Genomic DNA, 12,340 nt, shown 5'->3' with positions numbered 1-12,340 from the left:
TCCGTTTTTGCCTGATAGCACCCATTAGGGCGTACAATCACGCCTAAAATTAACTCTGCCGGACCTCCAGAGTCACTGGAGCGACCGTGCGCACGCCCTGTCCACTTGGAGTAGTAGTAATGACATTGAGTTCCGTTTTACACGACGTTTTGCAGTTCATGGCCACTGGCATTACCGATCTGTCCGCATGGCAAGTTTTCCTGTACACCATGGTGGTCACGCACATCACGATCGCCAGCGTCACGATTTACCTGCACCGCCACCAGGCCCACCGCGCGCTGGAATTGCATGCGATTCCCAGCCATTTCTTCCGTTTCTGGCTGTGGCTGACGACGGGCCAGGTCACCAAGGAGTGGGCCGCCATTCACCGCAAGCACCATGCCAAGTGCGATACGGAAGAAGATCCGCACAGCCCCGTGACGCGCGGCATCAAGAAAGTGTTCTGGGAAGGCGCCGAGCTGTACCGCGCTGAATCGAAGAACATGGAAACCATGGCCAAATATGGCCACGGCACGCCGACGGACTGGATCGAGCGCAACCTGTACACCAAGTACAGCTGGCTGGGCGTGGTGTCGCTGTTCGTCATCAATTTCGTGTTGTTCGGCGTGATCGGCATTTCCGTGTGGGCCGTGCAAATGATGTGGATCCCCATCACGGCGGCCGGCATCATCAACGGCATCGGCCACTACTGGGGCTACCGCAACTACGATTGCGCCGATGCGGCCACCAACATCATTCCGTTCGGCATCCTGATCGGCGGCGAAGAGTTGCACAACAATCACCATACCTATGCCACGTCGGCCAAGCTGTCGTCGAAATGGTATGAAATCGATATCGGCTGGGCGTACATCCGCGCGCTAGAAATGCTGGGCCTGGCCAAGGTGAAAAAGCTGGCGCCGGAACCGAAGTTCTCGCACGGCAAGCTGGAAGCGGACTTCGAGACCTTGCAATCGGTCATCGCCAACCGCTACGACGTGATGGCCAAGTATGCGAAATCGATCAAGCATGCCTGGAAGGAAGAGCTGGAACACCTGAAGCACAAGGCCGAGCTGGAAAAGCGCTTCCTGAAATCGTCGCGCAAGCTGATGCAGCGCGAGCCGGGCAAGCTGGCCGACGCGCACCACGAGCAGCTGTCGGAATTGTTCCAGCACAGCAAGGCACTGGAAACCATGCACCACATGCGCGTGGAGCTGGGCGCCATCTGGGAGCGTTCGCACTTCACGCGCGAGCAATTGCTGCAAAAGCTGCAAGACTGGTGCGCGCGCGCCGAAGCGTCGGGTATCCAGTCGCTGCAGGATTTCTCCTTGCGCCTGCGCAGTTATGCATAGGTAAGCTGCCGCATATCGAGGCCCTGGTTTCCAGGGCCTTTTTTTCGTCCCGGCACAAGGGAAGGGGCGTAAAAATCAGGGCGAAAAAAAACCGCTCATCGGAGCGGCTCTTTTTACAGAACACAAGATCAATTACTTGATTTTGGTTTCTTTGTACGTGACGTGCTTGCGTGCTTTAGGATCGAATTTCATGATCTCCATTTTCGCAGGCGTCGTACGCTTGTTTTTGGTAGTCGTGTAGAAGTGACCCGTACCGGCGGTCGATTCTAACTTGATTTTGTCGCGGCCTGATTTTGCCATGATAGCTCCCTTATTCTGCTAATTAGACTTTTTCGCCACGAGCGCGCATATCGACCAATACGGCGTCGATGCCGACTTTATCGATGACGCGCAGACCGGCGTTGGACAAACGCAGGGAGACCCAGCGGTTTTCAGATTCAACAAAAATACGACGATTCTGCAAGTTAGGCAAAAAACGACGTTTGGTTTTGTTGTTTGCATGGGAAACATTGTTGCCGACCATCGGCTTCTTCCCAGTGACTTGGCAAACACGTGCCATGGCGCACTCCTTAAAGATATTCCAAATTGGAAAAACGAGAGTATATCCAAAATAAGCAGATTTATCAATGACTTGCGAAAAACAATTGTGTCATGTTGTATTGAAAAAATTTAACAATTTGACGTCTGTCTATTCTTCATAGGGAAGCCGCTGGTAAACCGCGTCGTTTACTGCTAGATAACAGTCCCTCTGCTGTCACGTATGTCCTTGTTTACACATGGTTAACTGTGAATCGGCTGGCGCCGGCTTAGATCTGGCCGTGTTCCGCAAACGAATGCACTTGCCGCCCGGCCACGACGAAATGGTCGAGGATGCGCACGTCCACCAGCGACAGGGCTTGCACCAGCGCGCGCGTCAGTAATAGATCCGACTCGCTCGGTTCCGGCGTGCCGGACGGGTGGTTATGGGCCAGCATGACGCTGGCCGCGTTGTGCAGCAGCGCCTGTTTCACCACTTCGCGTGGATACACGCTGGTGTGGGTGAGGGTGCCGCGAAACATTTCCTGTGTCGTGATCAGGCGGTTCTTGACGTCCAAAAACAACACGTGAAACGCTTCATGCGCCAGGTTGCCCAGGGTCAGGCGCAAATAGTCTTTGACGGCGTGCGGCGAATTGAGGGCTTGTCCCGCCTGCAAGTCCTCGATGATGGCGCGCCGCGCCAGTTCCAGCACCGCTTGCAGCTGCGCGAACTTGGCGCTACCCATGCCGTGCACGGCGGAAAAACTCACTAGGCTGGCGCCAAACAGGCCCCGCAGGGAGCCGAAGTGCTCGACCGTGTCGCGCGCCAGCTCGACGGCGCTCTTGCCGCGCACGCCCGTGCGCAGGAAGACGGCCAGCAATTCCGCGTCCGACAGCGATTGCGCGCCATCCTCGATCAGGCGTTCGCGCGGCCGTTCGCCGGCCGGCCAATCCTTGATGCCCATGCTGTTCTCCTGTTTGGCACCGGCGCGCGCCCCAGTGTGGCCTTCTTTGACGAAGCCATGGGGCAGGCGCGGCCAGTGTGGCTTACAATATCGTTTTGCACCAGTTACCTGAAAACTACTATGTCCAACGAGCAACCAGCAGTCGTCACCGAAGCGGCTTACCTCACCCTGCATTATCGTCTTGCTACTGTTGACGGTACTGATATTGTCACTACCTTCAGCGGAAATCCTGCTACCTTGATGCTGGGACAGGGCCAGCTGGCGCCATTCCTTGAGCAGCGTCTGCTGGGCTTGCCTGAAGGCACGCACCAGACGTTCGAGCTGGCGGCCGGCGAAGGCTTTGGCGAGCGCAATCCCGAGCTGGTGCAGTCCGTTTCGCGCGCGACCCTGGACGAAAACTCCGTGCCGGGCGCCGACTACAAGATCGGCGACCTGGTCGACTTCGCCGCGCCGGGCGGCGGCCGTTTTGCCGGCGTGCTGCGCGAAATGCGCGAGGACTCCGCCCTGTTCGATTTCAACCATCCGCTGGCCGGCCAGCCGTTGCGTTTTGAAGTCAAGCTCATTTCGGTCCTGTAAGGAATAGCGATGGATAAAGAACTGTTACTGGCCCAGCCGCGCGGTTTCTGTGCTGGCGTCGACCGGGCGATCGAAATCGTCGAGCGCGCCTTGCAGCAATTTGGCGCACCGATCTACGTGCGCCATGAAATCGTCCACAACGCCTATGTGGTGGCCGACTTGCGCAACAAGGGCGCCATCTTCATCGATGACCTCGACGACGTGCCTGCTGGCAATACGCTCGTGTTTTCCGCGCATGGCGTGTCGAAAGCCGTACGCGCCGAGGCGGAAGCGCGCGGCCTGAGCATTTTTGATGCCACTTGCCCGCTCGTCACCAAGGTGCACATGGAAGTGGGCAAGATGCGCCGCGAAGGCCGCGAGATCATCATGATCGGCCACGACGGCCATCCCGAGGTGGAAGGCACGATGGGCCAGGCCGATATGGGCATGCATCTGGTGGAAACACTCGAAGATGTGGCGAAATTGCAGGTCGCCAATCCGGAGAGCCTGGCCTACGTTTCGCAAACAACGTTGTCAGTTGACGACACTAGCGACATTATTGCGGCCTTGAAAGCGAAATATCCGAATATCGCCGAGCCGAAAAAAGGCGACATTTGCTACGCCACCACGAACCGCCAGGAAGCCGTGAAATTCATGGCGCCGCAAGTGGAAGTGGTGATCGTTGTGGGCAGCCCGAACAGCTCGAATTCGAACCGCTTGCGCGAAGTGGCCGAGAAGATGGGCACGCCTGCCTACATGGTCGACAATGCCTCGCAGATCGACCCCGCCTGGCTGGAAGGCAAGCTGCGCGTGGGTGTCACGGCTGGCGCCTCGGCGCCCGAGGTGCTGGTGCAAGCCGTCATCGACCGCTTGAAAGAGTGCGGCGTGAAGAGCGTGCGCCCCCTCGATGGCGTGCAGGAAGCCGTCACGTTCCCGATGCCGAAAGGCCTCGATGGCATCAAGCGCGACGTCGCCTGAGCCTGCGGGACGATTGAGTATCGATGAGGAGTCACCTCAAAACAAAATTTAATTCGGAAATGATCGTTTTATTCCAAGTTTAGTTTTTGCAAAAGATCGTTATGATTGCCTCAAGCTTGAATATGTTGTCGTTATGACTAAGCAAGGTCACGCGCGTTTTGAGTGCGTGCACCATGCTGGTGAGAACGGTCCAGGGATGGCACTGCAGGATTTCTTCCTCCGGTGCCGTTTTTTTATCAGCGACATGTTCCGGCGGAAGTTGTTCCCGAAAAATGCATATTTGATAGGGCAATCTGACCATGGATACATTCATCCAGCAAATCATCAACGGCTTGGTGTTGGGCAGCATGTATGCCTTGATCGCCCTCGGTTACACCATGGTGTATGGCGTGTTGAACCTGATCAACTTCGCCCACGGCGACGTGCTCATGATCGGCGCCATGGTGGGCTTGACCATTCTCAAGCTGCTGGGCATTTATGTGCCGGACTGGCCCGGCTATTTGAAACTGGCCACCGCCATCCTCGGCGCCATCCCCATTTGTATTCTGGTCAACATCTTCATCGAGCGGGTCGCCTACCGCCGCCTGCGCAACGCCCCCCGCCTCGCTCCCCTGATTACCGCCATCGGCGTCTCCATCCTGCTGCAAACCTTCGCCATGATGATCTGGACGCGCAATCCGCTGCCATTTCCCCAGTTGCTGTCGACCGACCCGCTGCACATCGGTGGCGCTGTTATTTCCCAAACGCAAGTATTGCTGCTGGCCCTGGCCGCCATTTCCATGGGATCCCTGGTCTTACTTATTGAGAAAACCAAGATGGGCCGCGCCATGCGGGCCACGGCGGAGAATCCTCGCGTGGCGGGCCTCATGGGTGTCGATTCCGACAAGGTCATCGTCGCCACGTTCGCCATTGGCGCCGCGCTGGCCGCCGTGGCGGGCGTGATGTGGGGCGCCAACTATGCCTCGGTAAAGTTTTCGATGGGAGCGCTTCCCGGGCTGAAGGCATTTTGCGCGGCCGTGCTGGGCGGCATCGGCAATATCTATGGCGCCATGCTGGGCGGCATCCTGCTGGGCCTCATCGAGAGCCTTGGTGCCGGGTATATCGCCTATCTCACCGCTGGTTTCCTCGGTAGCAATTACCAGGATATCTTTGCCTTCATCGTGCTGATCATCGTGCTGACCCTGCGCCCGTCCGGCATCATGGGCGAACGCGTGGCCGACCGCGCCTGACGTCATCCATAAAAACAAGGAGTTGACCATCATGGCACTACTCGATTTTGACGCTAAGAAAAATCCGACCAAAGCCTACGCCGGCATGCTGGGCCTGGCCGCGCTGCTGATGGTGTTCCCGTTTTTTGCCGCCCAGTTCGGCAATTCGTGGGTGCGCATCGTCGACATGGCCTTGCTGTACATCATGCTGGCCCTGGGCTTGAACATCGTCGTCGGCTTTGCCGGCCTGCTCGACCTCGGCTACATCGCCTTCTACGCCGTGGGCGCCTACCTGACGGCCTTGCTGGCGTCGCCCCAGTTCGCCATCCTGCTCGAATCGGTGGTAAATCAGTATCCCGTGCTGGGTGAAACCCTGGTGCAACTGATGGGGCCGGAAATCCGCGAAAACGGCGTCCACCTGTCGATCTGGATCATCGTGCCCCTGGCCGCTGCCGTGGCCGGTCTGTTCGGCGCCCTGCTGGGCGCGCCAACGCTCAAGTTGCGCGGCGACTATCTGGCTATCGTGACCCTGGGCTTTGGCGAGATCATCCGTATTTTCATGGGCAACTTGAATGAGCCCATCAATTTCACGAATGGCGTGCAAGGCATCAACATGGTTGACCCCATCCGCATCTTCGGCGTCAACCTGGCGGGCGAGGCGGGCACCAACAGCACCGTGACGGTGGCCGGTTTTTCCATGCCGTCCGTGAACGCCTATTACTTTTTGTTTCTCTTCCTGTGCATCGCTGTCGTGTTCGTCACCAAGCGCCTCCAGCATTCGCGCCTGGGCCGCGCCTGGGTGGCCATCCGCGAAGACGAGATCGCCGCCAAGGCCATGGGCATCAATACGCGCAACGTCAAATTGCTGGCCTTTTCCATGGGCGCCTCGTTCGGCGGCGTGGCGGGCGCCATGTTTGCCTCGTTCCAGGGCTTTGTCGCGCCGGAATCGTTCTCCTTGACGGAATCGATCGCCGTGCTGGCCATGGTCGTGCTGGGCGGCATCGGCCATATCCCTGGCGTGATCCTCGGCGGCGTGATCCTTGCTTCGATACCCGAAGTGTTGCGCCATGTCGTCGAGCCGGCGCAGAAGGCGCTGTTTGGCGAGATCATCATCGACGCTGAAGTCTTGCGCCAGTTGCTGTACGGTCTGGCCATGGTACTTATTATGCTTATACGTCCCGCCGGCTTGTGGCCATCGCCGAAGCACGAAGACCGGCCCGACCACGATGTCGACCAGCCCAACAAATCCACCGGCGTCGTGTCCGCGTAAGGGAGGGATAGCATGAGCGAACAGATCATTCTCAATATCGCTGGCGTAAATAAACGTTTCGGCGGCTTGCAGGCGCTCACCGATGTGGGCATTACCATCCGACAAGGGCAGATCTATGGCTTGATCGGCCCGAACGGTGCCGGCAAGACGACCTTCTTCAACGTGATCACGGGCCTGTACCAGCCCGACACGGGCACTTTCGAGCTGGCCGGCAAGCCGTATTCGCCGTCCGCGCCGCACAAGGTGGCCAAGGCGGGCATCGCGCGCACGTTTCAGAACATCCGCCTGTTTGGCGACATGACGGCGCTGGAAAACGTCATGGTGGGGCGCCACGTGCGCTCGCACCAGGGCGTGTTCGGCGCCATCTTCCGCCACAAGGCGGCGCGCGAGGAAGAAGCATCGATCCGCAAGCGGGCGATGGAGCTGCTCGATTTCGTCGGCATCGCCCAGTTCGCCAGCCGCACGGCGCGCTTCTTGTCGTACGGCGACCAACGGCGCCTGGAAATCGCCCGCGCGCTGGCCACCGACCCGCAACTGCTGGCACTCGACGAGCCGGCGGCCGGCATGAATGCCACGGAGAAGCTGGCCCTGCGCGAGTTGCTGGTGAAAATCAAGGCTGAAGGAAAGACCGTGCTGTTGATCGAGCACGACGTGAAACTGATGATGGGACTGTGCGACCGCATCACGGTGCTCGAGTATGGCAAGCGCATCGCGGAAGGCTTGCCGGCCGAAATACAACAAAACCCGGCCGTCATTGAGGCTTATCTGGGGGGATCGCACGCATGAGCAATATATTGAAGGTGGCGGGCCTGCACGTGGCTTACGGCGGCATCAAGGCCGTGAAAGGCATCGACCTGGAAGTCAACCAGGGCGAGCTGATCGCCCTGATCGGCGCGAACGGCGCCGGCAAGACGACGACCTTGAAAGCCATCACGGGCACTTTGCCTGCGTGCAAGATCGAAGGCACGATCAGTTACCTGGGCGAATCGCTCAAGGGCACGAAGTCGTTTCACCTGGTGGAGCGGAAGCTGGCCATGGTGCCGGAAGGGCGGGGCGTGTTTACCCGCATGTCGATCCGCGAAAACCTCATGATGGGCGCCTACACGCGCACGGACAAGGTTGGTGTCGAAGACGACATTGCCAAGTGGTTCGACGTGTTTCCACGCCTCAAGGAGCGGGCGGCGCAGATGGCGGGCACCCTGTCGGGCGGCGAGCAGCAGATGCTGGCCATGGCGCGCGCCCTGATGAGCCATCCGAAGCTGCTGCTGCTCGACGAGCCGTCGATGGGCTTGTCGCCCATCATGGTCGAGAAAATCTTCGAGGTGATCCGCAAGGTGTCGTCCGAAGGCATCACGATCTTGCTGGTCGAACAGAATGCCCGTTTGGCCCTGCAGGCGGCGCACCGCGGCTATGTGATGGATTCCGGCCTGGTCACCATGGGCGGCAATGCGGCGGCCATGCTCGACGATCCGCGCGTGAAGGCGGCGTATCTGGGAGAGTAAGGGCGGGAAAGTAAAAGCGCATAAAAAATGCCCCAGCAGGGCTGGGGCATAATGGCATCCGTCAGGGAAGTGCGGGATGGATGCCTGGAGGAGCTGGTACTAAAGTAACCCCCGAGGATTACTTAGCGGACCGCCGTGGCGGTCGCGCAGGAATTACTTGGCGGCAGCGCGCGGCACGACTTTTTCAGCCGCTTGCGTGAACTGGTTCACGGCCGAGGTCAGGTTCGCTTCGATGGCTTCGACGGCTTGCTTGCTGGTTTTCGAGAACTGCTCGTAGCCTGCATTGGCGTTGCCGATGGCGCTTTTCAGGATGGCAACGGCGTTTTCCGAACCGGCTGGCGCGTTCTTGGTGACTTCTTCCACCAGGGACAGGACTTTACGGTTGGTTTCAGCGATTTGCGTTTCAGCAGCTTTGCTGAACTCGGCTTGCGTGCCCGACGTGATGGCAGCCAGGTGACGGCCGTAAGCGATGGCTTTTTCGGCGCTAGGCTGGGCTTGAGCAGCGCTCAGCGAGAAGAATTCTTGTGGATCTTTTGCCGACAGCAATTGCTTGGCGGCGGCGGTCGATTCTTCCAGCGTTGCCTTGGCAGCGGTCAGGTTCAGTTCGACGATCTTTTCGATGCCTTCGAAGGCTTTGCCCGTCAGCGACGAGAACAGGGCGAATTGGGCTTCCAGGTTGGCTTTGGTAGCGGACGAAAATTGCTCAGGAATTGAAAACATATAAATCTCCAAAAAATCGAAATCTGGTTAATTTGATGCTGCGTGTACCGTTTGGGAAAGCAGGTGAATCTAAATTTTTCAAGCTGAACAAGAATTGTGCAACGCAACAAACCCTATTCTACGGCGAAAAAAAACGAAGTCAAGCGTTTCTTGTGCGATGCAACAATTGAATAGATTTGCATCAAAAGTCATTGTTTCTAAAGAGAAATATTTGATTTCTACGTGTCAATGGTTTATGTCTAAACTATCATTTCCAATGGCTGCGGGGACGATCGCGGCGCAGCATGCTAGACTTTGCCTCCCGCACTGGCGCAGCTCTCCGGTGCCGATCCTGTTTCCCGAGTTGATACCATGTCCAATCTTCCCGCCGCGGCTGGCGCCAGCGGCAAAGCCTCCAAAACCCCTTTCCTGACGACCCTGGCACCGATGGCCTTGCCTGGTTTCTTCGTGTTGTTATGGAGCACAGGTTTTATCGTGGCCAAGTTCGGCTTGCCGTACGCACCGCCGCTGACCTTTTTGCTGCTGCGCTTCCTGGGCGTGCTGGTGATCCTGCTGCCGCTGGTGCTGCTGTTGCGCGCGCCGTGGCCCGTGGGGCAGTTCCGCCAGATCGCCGTGGCCGGCATCCTGATGCAGGCCGGCTACCTGGCTGGCGTCTGGTGCGCCATCAAGCTGGGCATGCCGGCCGGCCTGTCGGCCCTGATCGTCGGCATGCAGCCTGTGCTGACGGCCTGCGCCGCGCCGCTGATCGGCGAATCCGTGCGCCCGCGCCAGTGGCTGGGCCTGTTCTTTGGCTTGCTGGGCGTGGCCCTGGTCGTCTACGCGAAGATCAACCTCGTGGGCCTGACGGTGGAAAGCGTGCTGCTGTGCGTGTTCGCCCTGCTGTCGATGACGGCCGGCACCATGTATCAAAAACGCCACTGTCCTCAGTTCGACTTGCGCACCGGCACGGTGGTGCAGTTTGCCGCTTCCATCGTCGTGGTCTTGCCATTCGCCTTGTATTACGAAGGTTTGGACCTGCATTTCAGCAATGTGCAATGGACGGCGAATTTTATTGGTGCCTTGCTGTGGTCGGTACTCGTGCTGTCGATCGGCGCCATCTTCCTGCTGTTCGCCCTGATCCGCCGCAGCGACGCGACGAAAGTGACGGGTTTGCTGTACCTGACGCCGCCCACGACCGCCGTGATGGCCTGGCTGATGTTTGGCGAAGCCTTTAATATGCTGGGCATCGCCGGCATGCTGGTGGCCGTGGTCGGTGTGGTGTTTGTAGTCAAGAAATAGCAGGGAGCAGCGCAGTGAGCAAGCCAGTATCTGAAACACAGGCGGCGCAGCAAGCCGTCGATAGCGTCATCCTGTCGCGCCGTTCGATCCGCGCCTTTTTACCCACGCCGGTGGCGCAGGGCGATATCGCGCGCATCCTGGAAGTGGCGGCGCGCGCGCCCTCGGGTGCCAATATGCAGCCGTGGAAAGTCTACGTGCTGTCGGGCGAGGCGCGGTTGCGCCTGTCGCGCCGCATCCTGGCCGCCTACGATGCGCCGAAGGCGCCCGATGCGCCCGCGCGCACGGCGTCGTATACCTATTACCCGCGCCATTGGACGGCGCCGTTCATCGAGCGCCGCCGCAAGATCGGCCTGGACCTGTATCAGCTGCTGGGGCTGGAGCGGGGCGACACGGCCGGCATGGCGGCCCAGCATGGACGCAATTTCCAGTTTTTCGATGCGCCCGTGGGCCTGATCTTTACCATCGAGCGGGTGCTGGAACAGGGTTCCTGGCTCGATTACGGCATGTTCTTGCAAAATATCATGCTGGCGGCGCGTGCGCGGGGACTCGACACGTGCCCGCAAGCGGCCTTCATCCATTACCATGACATCATCCGCGACGAGCTGGGCATACCGGCCAGCGAAATGGTGGTATGCGGCATGGCCCTCGGCCATGCCGACCCGGACAAGATCGAGAACCGCCTGAGCACGGAACGCGAGCCGCTGGCCGGTTTTGTTAAATTCATGGACAAATAGACATTGCTGGCGATGGACGCCGGCAAACAGCCGCTCAAAGATGAGCTTGTTTGCTGATCGCCAACGATTTGTATTTCAGTGCTGCAATAAATACTGTCCTAACTGTTAAATAGGCTTGCGAATACTCTGCATTTCGCTACACTGCAATAAGGCAACAGCTTCACGGGGAATTATCGAATGGCTAAGTTTAAACTTGCGCTGGGTATCCTGGCTTCCCTGCTGTTTGCATTGGCGCCGGCTGCGGCCGTGCACGCCAGGGAAGCGAACGGCAAATCCTCAGCCTCCAAGAAACACAACACCAAGAAAATCAAGATCGTGCTGCGCAAGGGCGCGACGGCCGCGCCACGCGAAAAGAGCGTGCGCCGGGTCGTCATGGTGCGCGGCAAACGCAAGGTCATCTATCAAAAAGTCAGCAGCGTGGCCGTGCCCATGGCCGCCCCGATGCCGACCATGGGCGACCTGGCGGGCCTGAACCTCACGCGCGATCCGCTCGATCTCAAGTCGAGCGTGGCGCTGGTGCTGGACCAGAACAATTCGGAAGTGCTGTTTGAAAAGAATTCGAATGTCGCCCTGCCCATCGCCTCCATCACCAAGATGATGACGGGCCTGGTGGTGGTCGAAGCGCGCCAGGACATGGATGAAGTGCTGACGATTACGGACGAGGACGTCGACCGCGCCAAGTTCAGCAGCTCGCGCCTGAAAGTGGGCTCGCAATTGACGCGCGCGAATATGCTGCACATCGCGCTGATGAGCTCGGAAAACCGCGCCGCTTCGGCGCTGGGCCGCAATTATCCGGGCGGCTTGCCGGCCTTTGTCGACGCCATGAACAGCAAGGCGCGCCAGCTGGGCATGATGGATACGCATTACGTCGATTCCAGCGGCTTGTCGAAAATGAACGTGGCCAGCGCGCGCGACTTGGGCAAGCTGGCCATGGCCGCCTTCCGCCATCCGCTGCTGCGCGAGTACTCGACGGACCCGAAAGCCATCGTCGAAGCCAGCGGCCAGCCCATGCAATTTGGCAATACGAATCACCTGGTGGCCAATCCGGGCTGGGAAATCGGCTTGCAAAAGACGGGCTTCATCAATGAGGCGGGACGTTGTCTGATGATGCAGGCCGTCATCGAAGGACGGGCCGTGATCATGGTCTTCCTCGATTCCAAGGGGAAACAGTCGCGTACGGCCGATGCGGGACGCATGCGCAAGTGGCTGGAGGCACTCAAACCCGCCAACATGAGTCTGCCCGGCGGTTAATTAAGTTTAATGCGAATGTCCATGGCGGCGTCGAC

Annotated in this window: 14 protein-coding genes; 10 read left to right on the top strand and 4 right to left on the bottom strand. The window is 58.9% G+C overall.

Features of this window, described 5'->3' with window-relative positions:
• Positions 1-158 precede the first annotated feature (158 nt).
• A complete protein-coding gene (locus AC3RCG_RS23155; RefSeq protein ID WP_416054748.1) occupies positions 159-1,328 on the top strand; it encodes a DesA family fatty acid desaturase in 1,170 nt (389 codons plus the stop codon).
• Between the two features lie 132 nt (positions 1,329-1,460).
• Here AC3RCG_RS23155 and rpmG read toward each other — a convergent pair whose 3' ends face one another.
• The 3 genes from rpmG to radC form a co-directional block, all read right to left on the bottom strand.
• Positions 1,461-1,628, bottom strand: coding sequence for a 50S ribosomal protein L33 (gene rpmG / locus AC3RCG_RS23150; protein ID WP_010400929.1), 168 nt, complete (start codon positions 1,626-1,628; stop codon positions 1,461-1,463).
• Positions 1,629-1,650: 22 nt separating this feature from the next.
• Positions 1,651-1,887: a 50S ribosomal protein L28 gene (gene rpmB / locus AC3RCG_RS23145; protein ID WP_010400928.1), complete on the bottom strand. Its 237-nt coding sequence runs from the start codon at positions 1,885-1,887 to the stop codon at positions 1,651-1,653.
• Between the two features lie 247 nt (positions 1,888-2,134).
• Positions 2,135-2,809 carry a RadC family protein gene (radC, locus tag AC3RCG_RS23140; RefSeq protein ID WP_070301434.1) on the bottom strand — a complete coding sequence of 225 codons (675 nt, stop codon included), beginning with the start codon at positions 2,807-2,809 and terminating at the stop codon, positions 2,135-2,137.
• Positions 2,810-2,929: 120 nt separating this feature from the next.
• On the opposite strand from radC, the gene AC3RCG_RS23135 reads away from it, so the two are divergent.
• The 6 genes from AC3RCG_RS23135 (at position 2,930) to AC3RCG_RS23110 (ending at position 8,322) form a co-directional block, all read left to right on the top strand.
• Positions 2,930-3,385 carry an FKBP-type peptidyl-prolyl cis-trans isomerase gene (locus tag AC3RCG_RS23135; protein WP_070224501.1) on the top strand — a complete coding sequence of 152 codons (456 nt, stop codon included), beginning with the start codon at positions 2,930-2,932 and terminating at the stop codon, positions 3,383-3,385.
• 9 nt (positions 3,386-3,394) lie between these two features.
• Complete coding sequence (ispH, locus tag AC3RCG_RS23130; protein ID WP_070312810.1) at positions 3,395-4,342, top strand: 4-hydroxy-3-methylbut-2-enyl diphosphate reductase; 948 nt, start codon at positions 3,395-3,397, stop codon at positions 4,340-4,342.
• A gap of 299 nt (positions 4,343-4,641) precedes the next feature.
• On the top strand, positions 4,642-5,571 hold the full coding sequence (locus AC3RCG_RS23125) for a branched-chain amino acid ABC transporter permease (protein ID WP_070224504.1): 930 nt from the start codon (positions 4,642-4,644) through the stop codon (positions 5,569-5,571).
• Positions 5,572-5,602: 31 nt separating this feature from the next.
• Positions 5,603-6,820: an ABC transporter permease subunit gene (locus AC3RCG_RS23120; protein ID WP_230502517.1), complete on the top strand. Its 1,218-nt coding sequence runs from the start codon at positions 5,603-5,605 to the stop codon at positions 6,818-6,820.
• Between the two features lie 12 nt (positions 6,821-6,832).
• Positions 6,833-7,606, top strand: coding sequence for an ABC transporter ATP-binding protein (locus tag AC3RCG_RS23115; RefSeq protein ID WP_034747484.1), 774 nt, complete (start codon positions 6,833-6,835; stop codon positions 7,604-7,606).
• The gene (locus tag AC3RCG_RS23110; protein ID WP_070289244.1) at positions 7,603-8,322 is read left to right on the top strand and encodes an ABC transporter ATP-binding protein; all 720 of its coding nucleotides are present in this window, start codon (positions 7,603-7,605) and stop codon (positions 8,320-8,322) included. Before AC3RCG_RS23115 ends, AC3RCG_RS23110 begins: the two co-directional genes overlap by 4 nt.
• A gap of 153 nt (positions 8,323-8,475) precedes the next feature.
• On the opposite strand, the gene AC3RCG_RS23105 is transcribed toward AC3RCG_RS23110, so the two are convergent.
• The gene (locus AC3RCG_RS23105; protein ID WP_070224506.1) at positions 8,476-9,042 is read right to left on the bottom strand and encodes a phasin family protein; all 567 of its coding nucleotides are present in this window, start codon (positions 9,040-9,042) and stop codon (positions 8,476-8,478) included.
• Positions 9,043-9,393: 351 nt separating this feature from the next.
• Here AC3RCG_RS23105 and AC3RCG_RS23100 point away from each other — a divergent pair, with 351 nt between their 5' ends.
• From AC3RCG_RS23100 to pbpG, 3 genes are all read left to right on the top strand, one after another.
• Positions 9,394-10,320, top strand: coding sequence for a DMT family transporter (locus AC3RCG_RS23100; RefSeq protein WP_409027992.1), 927 nt, complete (start codon positions 9,394-9,396; stop codon positions 10,318-10,320).
• Positions 10,321-10,334: 14 nt separating this feature from the next.
• Positions 10,335-11,054, top strand: a complete 720-nt coding sequence (locus tag AC3RCG_RS23095) for a nitroreductase (protein WP_492401897.1) — start codon at positions 10,335-10,337, stop codon at positions 11,052-11,054.
• 177 nt (positions 11,055-11,231) lie between these two features.
• Positions 11,232-12,305 carry a D-alanyl-D-alanine endopeptidase gene (gene pbpG, locus AC3RCG_RS23090; RefSeq protein ID WP_492401898.1) on the top strand — a complete coding sequence of 358 codons (1,074 nt, stop codon included), beginning with the start codon at positions 11,232-11,234 and terminating at the stop codon, positions 12,303-12,305.
• Positions 12,306-12,340 lie beyond the last annotated feature (35 nt).

It is taken from the genome of Janthinobacterium sp. GW823-FHT01H08 (genome assembly GCF_058797855.1).
This window is presented reverse-complemented; position numbering and strand designations above follow the sequence as displayed.